The 17,684-nt window shown below is 47.3% G+C and carries 14 protein-coding genes and 1 pseudogene; 7 read left to right on the top strand and 8 right to left on the bottom strand.

Annotated elements, in window-relative coordinates; all coding sequences use genetic code 11:
• Window positions 1-81 precede the first annotated feature (81 nt).
• Genes AC0IYG_RS15430 through AC0IYG_RS15415 form a run of 4 tightly spaced genes read right to left on the bottom strand, consistent with a single transcriptional unit; the run spans window position 82 to window position 4,744 of the window.
• A complete protein-coding gene (locus AC0IYG_RS15430) occupies window positions 82-654 on the bottom strand; it encodes a SusD/RagB family nutrient-binding outer membrane lipoprotein (RefSeq protein ID WP_471711956.1) in 573 nt (190 codons plus the stop codon).
• Entirely contained in the window at window positions 647-1,516 is an 870-nt protein-coding gene (locus AC0IYG_RS15425; RefSeq protein WP_471711955.1) for a SusD/RagB family nutrient-binding outer membrane lipoprotein, read from the bottom strand. Before AC0IYG_RS15425 ends, AC0IYG_RS15430 begins: the two co-directional genes overlap by 8 nt.
• 8 nt (window positions 1,517-1,524) lie before the next feature.
• On the bottom strand, window positions 1,525-4,410 hold the full coding sequence (locus AC0IYG_RS15420; RefSeq protein ID WP_471711954.1) for a SusC/RagA family TonB-linked outer membrane protein: 2,886 nt from the start codon (window positions 4,408-4,410) through the stop codon (window positions 1,525-1,527).
• A complete protein-coding gene (locus AC0IYG_RS15415) occupies window positions 4,361-4,744 on the bottom strand; it encodes a carboxypeptidase-like regulatory domain-containing protein (protein WP_471711953.1) in 384 nt (127 codons plus the stop codon). The genes AC0IYG_RS15420 and AC0IYG_RS15415 overlap by 50 nt, the downstream gene beginning before the upstream one ends.
• A gap of 249 nt (window positions 4,745-4,993) precedes the next feature.
• Between AC0IYG_RS15415 and AC0IYG_RS15410 the strand changes: the two genes are divergently transcribed.
• From AC0IYG_RS15410 to AC0IYG_RS15395, 4 genes are read left to right on the top strand one after another with little or no spacing between them, the layout of a single operon-like run.
• The gene (locus AC0IYG_RS15410) at window positions 4,994-5,395 is read left to right on the top strand and encodes a hypothetical protein (RefSeq protein WP_471711952.1); all 402 of its coding nucleotides are present in this window, start codon (window positions 4,994-4,996) and stop codon (window positions 5,393-5,395) included.
• A 59-nt stretch (window positions 5,396-5,454) separates the two neighbouring features.
• Entirely contained in the window at window positions 5,455-6,537 is a 1,083-nt protein-coding gene (locus tag AC0IYG_RS15405) for an efflux RND transporter periplasmic adaptor subunit (protein WP_471711951.1), read from the top strand.
• A gap of 28 nt (window positions 6,538-6,565) precedes the next feature.
• Window positions 6,566-9,772 carry an efflux RND transporter permease subunit gene (locus AC0IYG_RS15400; RefSeq protein WP_233792103.1) on the top strand — a complete coding sequence of 1,069 codons (3,207 nt, stop codon included), beginning with the start codon at window positions 6,566-6,568 and terminating at the stop codon, window positions 9,770-9,772.
• A 32-nt stretch (window positions 9,773-9,804) separates the two neighbouring features.
• Window positions 9,805-11,202, top strand: coding sequence for a TolC family protein (locus AC0IYG_RS15395; protein WP_471711950.1), 1,398 nt, complete (start codon window positions 9,805-9,807; stop codon window positions 11,200-11,202).
• A gap of 1,165 nt (window positions 11,203-12,367) precedes the next feature.
• Here AC0IYG_RS15395 and AC0IYG_RS15390 read toward each other — a convergent pair.
• On the bottom strand, window positions 12,368-12,694 hold the full coding sequence (locus AC0IYG_RS15390) for a hypothetical protein (protein ID WP_471711949.1): 327 nt from the start codon (window positions 12,692-12,694) through the stop codon (window positions 12,368-12,370).
• Between the two features lie 188 nt (window positions 12,695-12,882).
• On the opposite strand from AC0IYG_RS15390, the gene AC0IYG_RS15385 reads away from it, so the two are divergent.
• Window positions 12,883-13,677, top strand: coding sequence for an alpha/beta fold hydrolase (locus tag AC0IYG_RS15385; protein WP_471711948.1), 795 nt, complete (start codon window positions 12,883-12,885; stop codon window positions 13,675-13,677).
• Here the strand turns inward: AC0IYG_RS15385 and AC0IYG_RS15380 are convergent.
• The 3 genes and pseudogenes from AC0IYG_RS15380 to AC0IYG_RS15370 form a co-directional block, all read right to left on the bottom strand.
• Window positions 13,674-14,090 (bottom strand): SRPBCC family protein, encoded by a 417-nt coding sequence (locus AC0IYG_RS15380; protein ID WP_471711947.1) that lies wholly within the window; start codon window positions 14,088-14,090, stop codon window positions 13,674-13,676. The two genes, AC0IYG_RS15385 and AC0IYG_RS15380, sit on opposite strands and share 4 nt — an antisense overlap.
• 2 nt (window positions 14,091-14,092) lie before the next feature.
• Window positions 14,093-14,497, bottom strand: coding sequence for an SRPBCC family protein (locus tag AC0IYG_RS15375; protein ID WP_471711946.1), 405 nt, complete (start codon window positions 14,495-14,497; stop codon window positions 14,093-14,095).
• 93 nt (window positions 14,498-14,590) lie between these two features.
• Window positions 14,591-14,919 (bottom strand): annotated as a pseudogene (locus tag AC0IYG_RS15370) (ArsR/SmtB family transcription factor).
• Window positions 14,920-15,084: 165 nt separating this feature from the next.
• Here AC0IYG_RS15370 and AC0IYG_RS15365 point away from each other — a divergent pair.
• Together AC0IYG_RS15365 and AC0IYG_RS15360 are read left to right on the top strand one after the other, a co-directional pair.
• The gene (locus AC0IYG_RS15365; protein WP_471711945.1) at window positions 15,085-16,614 is read left to right on the top strand and encodes a SulP family inorganic anion transporter; all 1,530 of its coding nucleotides are present in this window, start codon (window positions 15,085-15,087) and stop codon (window positions 16,612-16,614) included.
• Window positions 16,615-16,807: 193 nt separating this feature from the next.
• Window positions 16,808-17,620, top strand: coding sequence for a pseudouridylate synthase (locus AC0IYG_RS15360; protein WP_471711944.1), 813 nt, complete (start codon window positions 16,808-16,810; stop codon window positions 17,618-17,620).
• Window positions 17,621-17,684: the final 64 nt, after the last annotated feature.

Below are 17,684 nucleotides of genomic sequence, written 5' to 3'. Positions count from 1 at the left end.
TGATTGCTTTCCGCTTGTTTTCTGAACGGATTTCAACCAGAGACCTAAAATAATCATGCTCAAACCGGCCCTGCCATTTTGCTATTTAACGTCCCAAAACACTTTTGAAGTGACCACATCTCCACCCATGGCTTCTGCCGCTTTTCGGTAATTGGCACTGTTCAGATTCTGCTCCGTGAATGGATATGGGAAGCGCAAAGGCATTTCGGATTGTGCCAGTACCGGCTTTTTCAAAACAGGAAAATCCAGCCTGCGCCATTCCTTCCAGCCTTCAACGGGCTGGTTATACAGCGCAATCCATTTTTGTGTTCCAATGCTTTTTTTCCAGTTGGCTGCGTCAAATGCAACGGCGGGCTTAGCCAGATAAGCGGCTGCTTCTGCTGCGGTGCCATTCCAATCGTTTACAATAGAAGACGTTACGGCTTTGTCATAATGCTCTTTCGCCGTGCCCGGAACATTGAAACCTCTGGCTTTTGCCTCGGCCAGCAAAAATTCAACTTCCGTGTAAGATAGCAACACGCCCGGCAGCAAGGGATCGCGCAAAACCGAGCTGGGCTGTGCAAATGTTTCGTAAACATTGGGAGCGCCGTAAATGCCGCCGACAAACTTCCCTGTATTAGCCCCTTCTCTCGCTGGCCTCAAATATTCATCCAATCTCGGATCGGCCAGTGCATTTCAGCGCATCCACAAAGGTGTTTGCTCCAACATTGTCATTCCGCTGCCTCAAATTATCGTAAAGCGGGTTCGCAGTCGGTGGATTGGCAGTGTAATTCAGTTTTGCTTCTTCTGAACTGGAAAAAAACACATTAAGCGCAGCTTCTTCCACGATCTTCTTTGCCATTGCCGGCTCTGCATCTGCGATCGTGATGCCCAAACGCAGTTTCAGCGCATTGCCAAATTTGTTCCAGCGGCTGATGTCACCCCTGTAATACAGCTCATCCAGTCCAAATGACTGTTCCTTTTTATCAAAGCTCTTTATCGCAGCATCCAATCGTTTGATAAGATCCGCGTAGATTGCCGCATCGTCGTCGTAACCCGCCTGCACATTGGTAAAATCGAGCGCCTGGCTGTAAGGAATGTTGCCAAAAGTATTCACCAGCACCGACCAGGCGTAAACTTCCAGCACTTCAACGGTTGCCAGCTGATTAGCTTTGATCGCAGGCGGAAGGTCCTTATCCGCTTCAATGTTACGCCGCGCTTCTCTCAGATCGCTCAACACATCCTGGTAAATGGTGTCCCAGAAATTGCGGTTGATCTCCCTTGCATTGATGTTGTACTGGCTCTCATCCGGATACTGAACAGCCGCCCAGTATTGCAGATAATAGCGGAACGGATTGGAATTATAATCCGAAGTGGTAATGATATTGGAAAGATTAAATGCGGCATTGGCCACCAGTGTAGCAGGCGGCACTTCGGTCGCTTTCTTGGGGTCGACATTGAAATCGTCGTCCAGGTTGCTTACGCAGGCTGAGGCAAAAAACAGCGTAGAAACGCCGTATAGCAATATTTTTTTCATGACTTTTCTTAAAATCTTAGTTTGACATTAAACCCGATGTTCCTGGCTGTGGGATACGCGCCGCCGAGGAAACCCATGCCGATATTACCCGCGCCCATGCCCGCCTCAGGATCACTGTAAGGCACATCTTTATGGATAATCCAGAGGTTCCGGCCCACCAGCGAAAGGTCGATCCCTTTCACGATTTTGAGCTTCGCAATCAGCCCGGCCGGCAATGCATAACTGAGCGACGCTTCACGTAATTTTACAAAACCTGCTCCGTATATCTGGGTTTCGTTCGGGCTGTTGGTTCCGAGTGAGCTTTCGGTATTTTCAAGCCTTACGTCATTGGGTGAGCCATCTTCCTTCACGCCTTCCAGCAAGATCCCGCCTCCCTTTGCAACAGGAAGACGCGACGGATTACCCAGCTCATTTAAACCGGCAGTTTCTGGATAAAGGCCTGTTCCAAAGCCATAATAAGTGTCCAGATTGTAGAGCTGCCCGCCTTTTTTGACATCAACCTGGAAATAAAGCGACAGCCCTTTGAAGCTAATTGTGTTGGAAACCCCACCGATCCAGTCCGGGTTTGGGTCACCGATTTCCTTGGTCGGCGCTGATTTTAAATATTGACCGTCTGCATCAATGATCCGGCCGCCATTTTCATGCAAGACATAACCGGATCCGCGCAGGATCCCGAAAGGCCGGCCGACAGCTGCATTGGAAGTAACGCTCGTTTGATACTGGGCCAAAATCATGTTTTCTCCTTCCGCAAGCGCTACGACTTTGTTCCGGTTTCTGGACCAGTTCGCATTGATCGTCCAGTTGAATGATGCTGTTTTGACCGGCGTAGCAAATATTGACAGCTCGATTCCCTTGTTTTCCACCTCGCCTGCATTCACATATTTATAGCCGTAACCCGTGGTTGTCGGCACGGTTACAGGCAGGATCTGGTTCAATGTCCTTGCTTTATAAGTGGTAAAATCAAATCCTGCACGGTTGCTGAGAAATGCCATTTCCAGGCCAAATTCTGAGCTTTTTGTCCGCTCGGGTTTCAAATCCGGATTGTATCTCGTGTTGGGCACGGAGTAAAGTGGGATGCCGTCGAAGCCGCCGATCGGATTTCCAATTTCCTCATCCTGCTTGTTGTAATATTTGCCCGTTGCCGCAAAAGGCGCATCGCTGCCCACCTCGGCATAATTGCCCCGAATCTTGCCATAGGAAAGCCAGGGGACGTTTTTCAGCATTTCGGAAAACACAAAACTAGCCGCGACGGATGGATAGAAATAGGCGTTATTCGCTTTCGGCAATGTCGAAGACTGATCTCTTCTTGCAGAAAGATCTAGAAAAACGGTTTCACGAAAGCCCAATGTTGCGCTTGCAAAAACACCGTCCACTGCGATGTGGCGCTCATTTTCAATCGGCGGCGAAAGCAGGCTTCTTGAATTGGACAATGCATACAATTTGGGCACCACCAGTCCCCCGCTCGTTTTAGCATTTAACGAATTCATTTCAGACCGGCGCATGTTCATGCCTACGAGTCCGTTGAGTGACAAGTCTTTGTTAAAATTCCTTTGAAAGTTGGCAAAAAGATCAAAATTGAATTCGCGGAATGTTCTGGTATAGCGCGAGTAATACGGGTCGCCTTCATTGGCTGTGCTTCCTACTGCCAGCCTTTCCTCCTGCAATTCGTCGTAGCTGTCGAGCGATACACGTCCGGTTATCTTTAACCAGGTTGCGAGATCATAAATGGCTGCAATGTTGCCGAAAGTCCGGTAACGTTCGTCGTTTTCGAAATTTTCATATCGGGTAAAATAAACATTGTCCGAATAAGCGGCAGTCAGGTCACTGGGACTAGACCAGTTCCAGCTCACATTCTTTCCTTCTCTGAAATAGGCTTCTTTTTGCTCCTTAATGTCAACATTGGTTTGAAACCACTGGCGGAAACCCAGCATAGGGTTGATCGATGAATAACCCGAACCATATCGTCCCAGACCGTCCTGCTGCGTGAAGTTCACATTCGCCTGCGTGGACAATTTGGGTGTCAGGTTCAGCGAGCCTCCAAAACTGATCATGTTCTTGTTGATCTGGCTGTTAGGCACGATCCCTTTGTCAGTGGTGCGCGTATAACCGACTTTGAATGTGGCTTTTTCATTTCCGCCGTCAATCATAATGCTGCTGTTGGCGGAAACCGATTTTTCAAAAAAATACTCTGGCCCATGCTCTGCCGCGACCCAGGGCTTTGTTTTGCGGTAATTGGGTGAAGCAGGATCAAATGCATCCCAGTGATAAACCTGAATGTTCGGATCAAACGCGTAGCCATAGGAAGCATCGTCGGGCAAATTGACAACATTATCTTCCTTTCCGTCTCCATTCACATCGAATTTTGTCCATTTTTCTTCATAGCCCGCGCCATATTCTTTCTGGTAAACAGGAAGCGTTTTCTGATCGACTGTTCCAATGGTGAGCCCCGTATTAAGCGTGATGCCCAGTCCCTTTCTTCCTTTTTTAGTTGTGATCAAAATTACTCCGTTTGATGCGCGTGACCCGTATAATGCAGTTGAAGCTGCGCCTTTGAGCACACTAATCGATGCAATATCATCCGGGTTAATGTCCGAAGCCGGATTTCCATAATCATATCCACCCTGGCCTGTGCTCTGGCTGCGCGTGTTTGCAACGTCATTGTTAACCGGCACGCCATCGATTACGAACAATGCCTGGTTGTTTCCCGTGAGTGATTTTGTGCCCCGGATCACCACGTTGGAGGAACCTCCGAGTGTGTTGGTCTGGGTAATGTTGAGCCCCGCCACTTTTCCGGCCAGTGCGTTTATCATGTTGGGGTTACGGCCTGCTGTAACTGAATTTCCGTCAATCTGTGTGGCCGCATATGGCAAAGAATTTACGCGTCCGCTCCACACCCAATGCGGTTACGACAACTTCACTAAGCTGGCGTGAATCGGGCTGCATGGCAACCTCAATGCTGGCTGAACTGGTGATCGGCACTTCCACGGTTGTATAACCAATAAAACTCAGCACCAATCTGTTAGCCGACGTCGGCGCTTCCAGCTTGAATGTTCCCTCCGTCGTTGAGGCAGTTCCGAGCTGCGTTCCTTTGACGAGAATGTTGACGCCTGGCAGCGCCTCCCCCGTCGATCCGTCGGTCACCTTGCCGGTCACCGTTCTGTTCTGAGCGAGCAGCGGCTGAACAGCGCTTCCCAGCATCAAAAAGAAAATGAATAAATGTTTTTTCATGGTCATAATAGGAAAAATTGAACGAATGGAGGGAAATAAGAAGGATTGCAGGACATAAAAAAAAGCCGTCGGTAGACAACCTGAAAAGTTGTACGAAAGGCTTTTGTCTACAATAATGAAGCTCACAAATTTGGTCAAAGCAGGATTTTAACCCCTTTTTAACATGCTTTTAACTTGTTATTAAGGTTTAGATGCGGTTTTTGTATTCAGAATGACTTGCAGAAGCATTCTACATGCTACTCCCATTGAATGTTTAAAAAATTAAAATATTTCGCCTTCTTCTTTACGCTCCAACTGAGTGCATATGTGTATGCGTCCGGAGCAGGTGATCGCATTTCTTCCATTACAATCGCTTCACTTTCGAAGCATTTCAGTCTCTTTTCTTCCACGGATCACGATGGCAGTTTTATCAAAAACAGCCAACACGACGACAGTGAGCACATTAAGTTCTTTTTTGAAGAAAGGACGGAAGAAACTTTAAGGCCGATTTTGAAGAAAACGTATAATACAGGCAGTCAGTTTTTCGCCTTTGCCTGCACACAAAAATCCAACTTTTTCTTCGGTCGTGTCAAAAATCACATTCCGCTGTCAACGCATTGGTTCTATTGCTCTTCTTATCGATACATCTTTCTTCAAGTCATGCGGATTTGATACCATAGGAAAGCGTAAACCATTTTAAACGAACCATATATAAATAATAAGCAAAAATCATGAAGCGAATTCTCGTGGTAATCGGCATGTGTGCAATGTTTTTACACACCAGCTGTGAATCCAAAAAAGAAGAAAAAGAGGAAGAAGTGAAATTCCTCGTTACAAGTCCCCTTCAAAAAGACACATTAGTCACAAAGGAATATGTAAGCCAGATCCGCGCGATCAGCCACATTGAGCTGCGGGCACTGGAAAAGGGTTATCTGGAAAACATCTATGTAGATGAAGGCCAGACGGTTAAAAAAGGCCAGTTAATGTTCAAGATCATGCCGATGCTTTATCAGGCTGAACAACAAAAAGCGCAGGCTGAGGCCAATTTTGCAGAAATTGAATTCAAAAACACCAAGTCGCTGGCAGACAGCAATGTAGTTTCTAAAAATGAGCTTGCACTTGCGAAAGCGAAACTTGACAAAGCCAAGGCAGAACTCGGGTTAGCCACAACGCATTTGGGTTTCACTACGATCCGTGCGCCATTCGACGGCATTATGGACCATTTCCAGGTGAGATTAGGAAGTCTTTTGGACGAAGGCGATTTGCTGACAACATTGTCTGACAATAGTGAAATGTGGGTCTACTTCAATGTTCCCGAAGCAGAATATCTTGACTATAAAGCAAACGAAGCCACAGCCGGCATGCTGAATGTGAACCTTCGCATGGCCAATAACCAAATGTTCCCCCACTCCGGAACAGTGAAGACGATTGAAGCTGATTTCAATAATGAGACTGGTAACATCGCTTTCAGGGCTACATTCCCGAATCCAAAAAGACTGCTGAGACACGGCGAAACAGGAAATGTTTTGGTAACCGTTCCAATGAAAAATGCCTTGCTGATTCCACAGAAAGCCACTTTCGAGGTTTTGGAAAAGAAATACGTGTATGTGGTGGATAAAGACAACAAGATCCGTTCGAGGGAAATCGAAATCGAAGCAGAGCTTCCGCACATTTTCGTCGTGAAATCAGGTCTGAAAGTGGACGATAAAATCCTGCTGGAAGGTCTGCGTCAGGTGAAAGAGAACGAAAAGATCCACTCCAATTTCGTAAAGCCTGATTCCGTGATTTCCAACCTCAGTCTGTACGCCGAATAGTCAGCTATCTTAACAAGCACAAAACGACATGTTTAATCAATTCATAAGAAGACCTGTATTTGCAATCGTGATCTCGATCATGATCGTATTTATAGGCATCCTGGCGATTGAGAAATTACCCATTTCCCAGTTCCCGGACATTGCCCCTACCACCGTCAACATCTTCATCGCCTACCCTGGCGCGAGTGCCGATGTGTTAGTAAAATCAACATTGATCACCCTTGAACAGGCCATTAACGGGGTTCAGGACATGCGGTACATTGCTACCGATGCAACGAGTGCGGGGGAGGCGACGCTCAGGATCATCTTTGAGCCCGGCACCGACCCGAACGTGGCCGTTATCCGGGTAAAAACCAGGGTTGACCAGGTTATGCCGCTTTTACCGGAACTCGTTCAGCGTGAAGGGGTTATTATTTCGCCCGTTCAGCCTAGTATGTTGATGTATGTCAATCTTTATTCAAAAGATAAGAGCATTGACGAAAAATTCCTGTTCAACTACGCAACGGTGAAAATGATCCCCGAAATCCAGCGGACAAAAGGGATCGCAAGAGCGCAAATTTTAGGTTCAAGGAGATATGCAATGCGTCTCTGGCTGAATCCGGAGCGTATGCGTGCTTACAATATTTCTACCGAAGAAGTCATGAAGGCGGTGGGCGAACAAAGTATCGTTGGTCGCCCGGGTCGTATCGGGCAAAGCTCCGGTATTGCGGCCCAGTCGCTGGAATATGTGCTTACTTACAAAGGTCGTTACGACAAGCCCGAAGAATACGAAAACATCATTGTCCGCGCCAATGCACAGGGTGAAAGTGTTCACTTGCGTGACATTGCCAAAGTGGAACTTGGATCTGAATTCTTTGACATTTACTCCAACCTCGACGGCCATCCTTCGGCAGCGATCGTGTTGCGCCAAAACTATGGAAGTAACGCGAGCGATGTAATTGAAGAGGTGAAAAAGAAGCTGGATGTGATGAAAGAATCCTTTCCTCCGGGCGTGGATTACAAGATCAGTTATGACGTTTCTCAATTCCTGGACGCGTCTATCGAGCAGGTTATTGACACATTGCGCGATGCATTTATCCTTGTTGCGCTCGTTGTATTCATCTTTCTTGGCGACTGGCGTTCCACATTGATCCCGATCCTGGCTGTGCCGGTTTCGCTAATCGGGGCATTCTTTGTGATACAGGCTTTCGGGCTTTCGATCAACTTGATTACCCTTTTTGCGCTTGTACTTGCGATTGGTATTGTGGTCGATGATGCGATTGTCGTCGTCGAGGCCGTCCATGCGAAGTTTGAGGAAGAGCCGGGGATTTCCCCATTTAATGCGGTGAAAAAAGTGCTTGGTGAGATCAGCGGTGCCATTATCGCGATCACGGCCGTTATGGTTTCGGTGTTCCTTCCGATCTCGTTCATGTCCGGCCCGGTCGGCACATTCTACCGGCAGTTCTCCATCACCATGGCCAGCTCTATCGTTATTTCGGCCCTTATCGCCTTGACGTTGACGCCGGTTTTGTGTGCAATGCTGCTTCAAAATCACCACGGTCACCAGAAAAAGAAAAACTTCCTTACGAAAGGGCTTGATGCTTTTAACAGAACATTTGATAAGCTGACAGGAAGATATGTGAGCCTGCTGAAACGCATTGTGAGCCGCAGGGTTGTAACCTGGGTTGTGTTACTCGGCTTCTGCGCAGGGATTGTTTTTGTAAACAAAATTCTGCCCGCAGGTTTTATTCCAAATGAAGACCAGAGCACGATCTACGCGATCATTCAGACGCCTCCGGGATCCACTTTGGAAAAAACCAACGAAGTTTCGCGCCGTCTTCAAAAGATATGCGAAGAAGTGGAAGGTATTGAATCGGTTTCGTCACTGGCAGGTTACGAGATCATGACGGAAGGACGCGGTTCCAATGCAGGAACTTGTTTGATCAACTTGAAACCTTGGCACGACCGCAAGCAAAATGTGAAAGAGATCATGGAAGAACTTGAAAAAGAAACGCGCGGTCTTGGTGCCGTAGTCGAATTCTTCGAACCACCAGCGATCCCGGGTTTTGGTACATCCGGCGGTTTCTCGATGCGTCTTTTGGATAAAACTTCTGACACCGATTACGCAGAGTTTGACAAGATCAACAAGAAATTCATGGACGACCTTGCGAAACGTCCTGAGCTAACGGGCTTGTTTACATTCTTCGCAGCGAACTATCCGCAGTATGAATTGCAGATCGATAACCAGCTTGCGATGCAAAAAGGCGTGTCGATTGGAAAAGCGATGGACAACCTGAACATTATGATCGGTAGTACATATGAACAGGGTTTTACGAGGTTCAACCAGTTCTTTAAAGTGTACGTCCAGTCTGACCCGAGTTTCAGAAGGCTTCCTTCTGATCTTTTGAAATTGTTTGTGAAAAACGATGCAGGCGAAATGGTGCCTTACTCCTCCTTCATGACATTGAAAAAAGGTCAGGGCCCGAATGAGATCACACGTTTCAACCTCTATAATTCAGCTGCGATCCAGGGTCTTCCAGCCAAAGGTTACACCACAGCCGATGCCATTCAGGCGATCCGCGAAGTGGCTGCCAAAACACTGCCGCAGGGTTATGACATCGCATTTGAAGGTCTTTCTTATGACGAATCGATCCGTGGAAATGAGTCGCTGGTTGTGTTTGCGATCGTGTTGGCCTTCGTTTATTTCGTGTTGGCAGCACAGTATGAGAGCTTTATTATTCCGTTTGCGGTGGTGTTGTCATTGCCGGTTGGGGTTTTTGGTTCATTCCTTTTGCTCAAATTAATGGGCTTGGAAAACAACATTTATGCGCAGATCGGTTTGATCATGCTCGTCGGGTTGCTGGGTAAAAACGCCGTACTAATCGTCGAGTTCGCCGTCCAGAAGCGGTCGCAGGGTGAAACCATCCTAAATGCTGCTATTGAAGGTGCCCGGGTTCGTTTCCGTCCTATTTTGATGACGTCGTTCGCATTCGTTGCAGGTTTGATCCCATTGATCATTGCCACAGGTGCCGGTGCGATCGGTAACCGTACAATTGGTGCGTCAGCGATGGGCGGGATGCTTTTCGGGACCATCTTCGGGGTGATCATTATCCCTGGATTGTACTACATCTTTGGCACCCTGGCCGACGGCAGAAAAATGATTAAAGACGAGGAAGACGGCTCGCTTACCGAACAATTCGTTCACGCAGTCGACATTTTCCCTCACACTCAAGAAACTCAAAATGATGAGCAATAAAAGAATATTGACGTGGGTGGGGATCACTTTAAGTGCCTTCGCCTACACCGCCTGCAACGCCCCTTCTCAGGTCCAGCGATCTCCTAACAAAACATTATCAGCTGCCTACAATGGTCAGGCAGCTGATTTCCACAAACAATGTGGGCAAAATGAAATGGAAGGATTATTTCACCGATCCACAACTGGCTGCCCTGATTGACACGGCGTTAAACAACAACCAGGAGCTGAACATTACATTGCAAGAAATCGAGATCTCACGAAACGAGATCCGCGCCCGGAAAGGGGAATATTTGCCTTTCGTAGGTTTAAGAGGCGGAGCCGGCATTGAAAAAGCAGGCCGTTACACGCAAGTGGGTTCCAGCGAAGCAACTACGGAAATCAAGCCCGGCAGAGAAACGCCCGAGCCACTGCCCGACTTCGTCGTGGCCGCCTATGCGCGCTGGGAAGTGGATATCTGGCACAAATTGCGGAATGCGAAAAAGGCTGCTGTGAACCGTTATTTGTCCTCAGTGGAAGGTAAAAATTTCATGATGACCAACATTGTTTCAGAGATCGCTAACTCCTATTACGAGCTTCTGGCACTGGACACGCAGCTGAACATTGTTACACAAAACATTGAGATTCAAACCAATGCATTGCGTATCGTGAAAATGCAGAAAGAAGCGACGCGGGTTACCGAACTGGCTGTGCGCAGGTTTGAGGCACAAGTGCTGAACACGCAGAACCGTCAGTATGCCATTCGTCAGCGCATTGTGGAAACCGAAAACCGGATTAATTTTCTTTTAGGACGATATCCGCAGCCTGTTTTGAGATCAAGCACAAATTTCGAAACCATGGTGCCGGCAGTGATCCAGGCGGGGATTCCTTCGCAATTAATGGAGAACCGTCCGGATGTAAGACAAGCGGAGCAGGATCTGGAAGCTTCGAAACTGGATGTGCTGGTTGCAAGAGCCAATTTCTATCCATCATTGGGACTGAATGCAGCCGTAGGCTTGCAAGCATTCAACCCGATTTATCTGGGTAATGTCCCAAAATCGCTGATGTCGACATTGGTGGCTGATCTGGCTGGCCCATTGATCAATAAAAACGCAATTCAGGCAACTTATAAAAGCGCCAACGCACGTCAGGTTCAGGCGATTTACAATTACGAACGCACGGTTTTGAATGCTTACATGGAGGTTGTGAACCAGTTATCGAACATTAACAACCTGCAACTAAGCTACGAAACCAAAACGCGTGAGGTGGCTGCATTAACCGAGTCAACGAACATTGCAAACCGCCTCTTCACCTCAGCAAGAGCAGATTATGTGGAAGTGTTATTAACGCAGCGCGAAGCACTCGAATCAAGATTTGACCTGATTGAAACCAAGATGCAGCAGATGAATGCGACGGTGAATATCTACCGCGCGCTTGGCGGGGGTTGGAATTGAGATTTTTCTTTTGTTAGCTTTTGCAGCGGGTTGAAACCCGTTGCAAGGATTAGGGCGAGCCTCTGGCTCTTTTTCACGGATGTGAGGGGGAGCTGGGGGCTTTTTTTGGGATGTGGGTTTGCGAGGAGCTGCGGGAGCTGCGGGTTGAAACAGAGGTCTGGGGGTCTGTATGCGGATGTAGGAAGAGCCCGGGGTCTGTATGCGGATGTAAGAAGAGCCGGGGATCTATATGCGGATGTAAAATGAGCCGGGGATCTGTCTACGGATGTAAAAAGAGGTCTGGGGTCTGTACGGGGATGTAAGAAGAGCGGGGATCTGTATGCGGATGTAAAATGAGCCGGGGTGTAACTGCGGGTTAAAACCCGCAGTTAGGAGATCGGCCGAGCCTCTTGCTCTTTTTTCACTTATGTAGGAGATCTGCATTAGGATTAGCACTATCATATCCTTACCGTTTTGAGGAGCGCTAGCCGGAACGTTATATAGCACAGTGGATTACTCTTTTAGGGGCCCGGATAAAGAGCCGTAGGCCCGGCCGATCCCCTAACGACGGGTTTTAACCGTGGAGCTTCCACCGGTGACGCTCGCCGGCCCCCCACTGGGTATCAGTCCTAAAAGGCCTAGTAGGAAGCGTCGGTCAAGCGGTGGAACTCCACGATCGGGCTCATCAGCCCGTCGAGCCTCTGGCTCTTTTTACTCATGAGGAAGAGTCAGGACTTTATCTCATCTCGTGGAAGGAGGCGGGGCTGTCTGCGGATGTAGAAAGATTCGGGCATCTGTCTGCGGATGTCGAAAGAAGCGGTGCATATCTGCGGGTTAAAACCCGCAGGTAGGAGATCGGCCGAGCCGATGGCTCTTTTTTCACTTATGTGGGAGATCTGCATTAGCATTAGGATTATCACTGCCTTAATCTTTTGAGGAGCAAGATCGACAGGTAACGCAGCACAGCGAATGACTCTTCTATTTCGTCCCGAATAAAGAGCCATAGGCTCGATCGATTCACTAACGACGGATTTTAACCCGTCGGCTAAAACCCCACGCGCCAAAACCACCGACCACGAAAAGAGCCATAGGCTCGACCGATTCCTAACGACGGGTTTTAACCCGTCGAGCTTCCGCCGGCGTCGCTCGACACAAACCTCCCACCGACTCTCACTCAGAAAAAAATCTAATAACCAGCCCCAGCTGCAACCCGCGTCTTATAGGATCGAGCCATCAGAGCTTGGTCTTTTATTAACTTCAATCCATTCAATTCAGGAATAACAATGATGCTGCCATCAGGCACAACACCCCTATCAATCCAGTTGGAAAGCCTGGATGGCTTTATGTTATATTTTTTGCAATAATCAGAAAGCGTCATCCATTCTCTCAGACTGTATTCTTTATCCATGATGACCAATTTGCTGTTGGTGAAATCCATCAACATCGATTCTACCTTGTCAAGCTTTTTGTTAACTTCCGCAGATACGCTATTTTTTTCTTTTACAGTTTCCATTCAGTTTCAAATGTTAATGAGAGCAGTTACATGATTTACATCTTCAAAACATTCGTCCGCTTTCCTTGATTTGCTCATTTATATAGTATGTGTTAAGTCACTGATGCGAAGATATTATTTGTGAAATAAGTTCACAAATAATATTAAGGTTATTTTTAAGTTTACAAATCCCCAATCCCCCCAAATAAATGCCAACAGCACCCCCACCCAACGCCCACTACGCCGCCATTAATGGCCTCCACCTCTACTACGAAATCCACGGAAGCGGGTTGCCGCTGGTGCTGTTGCATGGCGGGGGATCTACGATTGAATCTAATTATGGGAAGGTGCTGTCGGAGCTTGCTAAAACGAACCGGGTGATTGCCGTGGAGTTGCAGGCGCATGGGCATACGGCCGACATCGATAGGGAAATGACTTTTGAGCAGGATGCGGATGATGTGGCTGCTTTGCTGGAAATGCTGCAGATCGAGAAGGCAAATATTTTTGGATTTAGTAACGGCGGGACCACTGCCATTCAGCTTGCGATACGCCATCCGCAAATGGTTAATGCACTTATTCCAGCGTCGGCGACAACAAAGCGGGATGGAATGATAGCCGGATTTTTTGAAGGGATGCGGCATGCCTCTCTCGACAACATGCCGCAACCATTAATAGAAGCTTTTCAAAGAGTGAATCCGGATCCCAAGGGATTGGAAGCAATGTTCGTCCGCGATTCCACCCGAATGATTAATTTTCAGGACATTGCCGATGAACTGGTCAAAACCATCCAGGCGCCGACATTGATTATTAATGCAGACAAGGACGTCGTTTTGGTTGAGCATGCAATCGAACTTTCAAGACTGATCCCGAATGCGGAACTGGCGATTTTGCCAGGTGGCCATGGACATTACATTGGTGAGATCTGCGCGCCTGGTCCGGACAGTGTTATCCCGGCATTAGTGGTCGGATTGATCAACGAATTTCTTGGTAAACACAGCACTTAGTTCGCTTCTGTATACTTTCTGAAATTGTCTAATATGGCCTGCCAGCCGCCTTTCTGCATTTCCTCAGGATTCTGACTTTCAGCATCGAAAACCACTGTTACATCTGTTTTATCGCCAGCACTTTCAAATCGCACCGTTGCCTTTCTTCCGTCCAGCATGCTGTAAGTGAAGCTGTTGCCAACATTGATCTCGTCATATATTGCTTCGAAATCAAAACCAAAGCTGCCGTCTTTGGCTTCCATTCTGGCTTTGTACAATCCGCCTACGCGCATGTCATTTTCGGCACTCGGACATTGCCAGTCATCGGACGCGAAATTCCATTTTGTAATGTGGGCTGTGTTGGTGTAATAATCCCAAACCTTCTCTTTTTCCGCCGCAACAGTTGTTTCAACCGTGATTTGTTTTGCACTCATTGTTATTGAATTTTAAGTGTTTCCAATAAATTATCCAGTTCATCCAGCGTCATCGTCAGCCCTTCCTGCATGCCCATTTGCAGGACAACTTCCAGGTCATTCAGCGATTTGTATTTGATAACCGTTTTCACCATTGCATTTTCACCTGCATCATTAAACGACACTTCCCATTCTGCGCGCGGCAGTTCCGGATTAAGCGTGCCCGTTTCGTCACAAAATCCATCCAATGCCGTGTAACGATCAATTGGTTCAACAGTCAGATAATCCGTTCTGCCCCAATATTCCTTGCCGCCAGGATCCACCATGGCATAAACCCACGCACCGCCTTCGCTGAAATCAATGGATTTAGTCTTGGTTGTGAGTGGCTTGGGAGCAAACCACTGTTCAAGAAGCTCAATTTTTGTCATACACGTTCCCAGATCAGCTGACGGTCCGCCATGAACTCCCGGACCACTGTGATTGTGTTTGCTTCCTTGTCTGTAAGAAAGTCAAATTGAAGGTTATGCCTCATTTCGTCCTTTTTTTATGGTTAATAATAAGTCATCCAATTGGTTAAAACGGCTTTCCCAGATCTTTTTTTAAATTGTTCGAGCCACTGGTCTATTTCCTTCATTTTATCAATTTCCAATTTGTAGTAAATCTCCCTTCCCTGGTGTTCCTGCGTAACAAGTTCGCATTCAGTCAGGATTTTCAAGTGCTTTGAAATCGATTGGCGCGTCGCATTAAAATGATCAGAAATCGCATTCGGTGTTAAAGGCTGCAACGCGATCAGCACGAGGATAGCCCGCCTCGTCGGGTCTGCAATGGCTTGAAATACATCTCTTCTCATCAGCACATCAGTTTAATATGAAACTGTTCGGTTGCAAATGTAAGCGCAACCGTTTGATTGCGCAAGTGTTTTTATAATTTTTTTTCAAATAAATATCAATATGTGCTGATGTAAGCGATGGAGGCATTTACTATTGGTATTTTTGCCCGGCATTTATAATTCCCAATGAAAGGTTACCTCAACTTGTTTGACTTCACTCAAAAAATAAATTACAAAAACGAAATCCTGGCAGGGCTTACCGTGGCAATGACCATGATGCCGGAGTCGCTTTCTTTTGCCATTCTCGCTGGATTTCCCCCGCTAACCGGCCTATATGCAGCATTTATAATGGGCATCGTAACTTCCATTTTTGGCGGAAGGCCCGGACTTATTTCGGGTGGTGCCGGTGCGACCGTCATTGTGCTGATCGCATTAATGCAATCGCACGGACTTGAATATGTGTTTGCTGCCGTCGCATTAGCGGGCGTTTTTCAAATATTGGTGGGCATTTTTAAGTTTGGAAAATTCATTCGGCTTGTCCCCCAACCCGTTATGTATGGCTTTGTGAACGGACTGGCTGTCGTAATTTTCATGTCGCAGCTCGAACAATTTAAAACGGTCGTCAATGGAGAAACGGTCTGGCTGAGCGGCACTCCGCTGCTGATCATGGCCGGGCTTGTTTTGCTGACGATTGCCATTGTTATCCTGCTGCCAAAAATCACCAAAGTCGTTCCGCCTTCACTCGTCGCCATCGTCGTGGTCTTTACTGTCGTGACCATTTTTAATATCGACACAAAAACCGTTCAGGACATTGCCGAAATTGGTGGCGGCTTTCCCCCTTTTCACATTCCGCAGATTCCGTTTGAGCTCGCGACTTTGCAAATTATCTTTCCCTATGCATTGATCATGGCTGGTGTTGGCCTCACGGAAGGTTTGCTGACGCTCAATCTGGTGGATGAAATCACTGCGACCCGCGGCAATGGCAACCGGGAATGTATCGCACAAGGCAGCGCAAACATTCTGAACGGCTTCTTCACCGGCATGGGCGGCTGTCCTATGATCGCGCAGACATTAGTTAATCTTTCTGCCGGTGCACGTGCAAGATTATCGGGCATTATTGCATCACTGACCATTCTGGCCATCATTTTGTTCGCATCCCCTGTCATTGGGCTGGTGCCGATGGCGGCGCTGACCGGGGTTATGATCATGGTCGCCATCGGCACATTTGAATGGGTCAGCTTCCGGATTATTAATAAAATGCCTAAACAAGACGTTTTCGTGGGCATACTCGTAGCGGCCATCACCATTTACCTGCATAATCTGGCGCTTGCTGTTTTGATTGGCGTGATCATATCTGCGCTAGTGTTCGCATGGGAAAGTGCGAAAAGGATCCGGGCCTCGAAATACATTGATGCAAACGGCGTAAAACATTATATCATTTACGGTCCGCTTTTCTTTGGCTCCGTAACCGCATTCAACGAAAAGTTCGACATTAGCAACGATCCGCAGGAGGTAATTATCGATTTTTCCGAAAGCCGCGTGGCGGATATGTCGGGCATTGATGCGCTGAACAAAATAACCGAACGCTATCACAAAGCTGGCAAAAAAGTGCATTTAAAAAGTCTGAGCCAGGATTGTCGCCAACTTTTGGAAAACGCCGGCAGCATCATTGAAGTGAACATTATCGACGATCCAACCTATCATGTAGCCCGTTAATTTGACCGTTAAATCAAATCAATATTTATATAATAGGAAAGAATAGAAGTATTTTGATGATTAAGTAAACGGCTGTAAAACTATTTGTTATTTGTAATGAATATACTCAACGTTAAGAATGGGCTGGTCCTTCGGGGCCGGTCCTTTCGCCTGATTCCCTTCGCTAATCCGCTTCTCCCCGCCCCCATTTCGCTTGTCTGCATTCACTGATTCCGCCGCTGAAATCTGTTTCACGCCCTTCGAAGGAACATTGACAGACTACGCCCTTCCCGAAAAATTCACCTTCCCGTTCGTCTGCAACCCGCATCCGCTCAGCTTGCGTGCCGCTGAAATGCTGCAAGTTCACCTCGAAACGCAGCAAGACTGGAAACATAATTTTGGTCTGGCAAATGATGAAATCAATATTGTTGGGAAAATGTTTGGTGTCCTTGTTGTGCAAACCCAGCAAAAAGAGATCGGTTACATTGCTGCTTTTTCTGGAAAACTCGCAGGAGCAAACCATCACGCCAAATTCGTCCCGCCCGTTTTTGACGGTGTTGCGGACGGAGGTTTTCTTAATGCCGGAATGACCGAACTTTCCAGATTATCCGAGGAAATACGGACATTGGAAGACCAGGAAGGACTACATCTCAGAACACAGATCTCGATTTTGAAAGCCAGGCGTAAGGCACATTCGGTTTCGCTGCAAAATGAGATTTTTGACCAATATCAGTTTCATAATCAATCGGGCGAAATAAAAAGCCTGCGGGCTATTTTTGCTGATGCCGCGTACAAGAATCCACCTGCCGGAGCCGGTGAATGTGCCGCACCGAAAATGTTGCAATATGCTTTCCAGCACAACATGAAGCCGCTTGCTATGGCTGAGTTTTGGTGGGGACAATCTCCCAAGTCAGACTTCTGGAAACATGGTCAGTTTTACCCTGCCTGCCGGGAAAAATGCGAACCGATCCTGGCACATATGCTGGCCGGGATGGAACTGGAAGATTCCAATTTTATTTGTGATTAAAACACCTAATCGCACGATTCAAACGATTTGAAGCCGTCCACCTTGGTATTTCGCGGATATGTAA

The organism is Dyadobacter sp. AC419, from assembly GCF_979253085.1.
Note: the sequence above shows the minus strand (reverse complement) of the source record. Positions and strands in the feature narration are given on the sequence as shown.

What these genes read in the sequence shown, in the direction of transcription:
- AC0IYG_RS15405 (WP_471711951.1), top strand. Translation starts at nt 5,455, where the DNA reads ATGAAGCGAATTCTCGTGGTAATCGGCATGTGTGCAATGTTTTTACAC.
- AC0IYG_RS15365 (WP_471711945.1), top strand. Translation starts at nt 15,085, where the DNA reads ATGAAAGGTTACCTCAACTTGTTTGACTTCACTCAAAAAATAAATTAC.
- AC0IYG_RS15390 (WP_471711949.1), bottom strand. Translation starts at nt 12,694, where the DNA reads ATGGAAACTGTAAAAGAAAAAAATAGCGTATCTGCGGAAGTTAACAAA.
- AC0IYG_RS15400 (WP_233792103.1), top strand. Translation starts at nt 6,566, where the DNA reads ATGTTTAATCAATTCATAAGAAGACCTGTATTTGCAATCGTGATCTCG.
- AC0IYG_RS15415 (WP_471711953.1), bottom strand. Translation starts at nt 4,744, where the DNA reads ATGAAAAAACATTTATTCATTTTCTTTTTGATGCTGGGAAGCGCTGTT.
- AC0IYG_RS15425 (WP_471711955.1), bottom strand. Translation starts at nt 1,516, where the DNA reads ATGAAAAAAATATTGCTATACGGCGTTTCTACGCTGTTTTTTGCCTCA.
- AC0IYG_RS15410 (WP_471711952.1), top strand. Translation starts at nt 4,994, where the DNA reads ATGTTTAAAAAATTAAAATATTTCGCCTTCTTCTTTACGCTCCAACTG.
- AC0IYG_RS15380 (WP_471711947.1), bottom strand. Translation starts at nt 14,090, where the DNA reads ATGAGTGCAAAACAAATCACGGTTGAAACAACTGTTGCGGCGGAAAAA.
- AC0IYG_RS15385 (WP_471711948.1), top strand. Translation starts at nt 12,883, where the DNA reads ATGCCAACAGCACCCCCACCCAACGCCCACTACGCCGCCATTAATGGC.
- AC0IYG_RS15375 (WP_471711946.1), bottom strand. Translation starts at nt 14,497, where the DNA reads ATGACAAAAATTGAGCTTCTTGAACAGTGGTTTGCTCCCAAGCCACTC.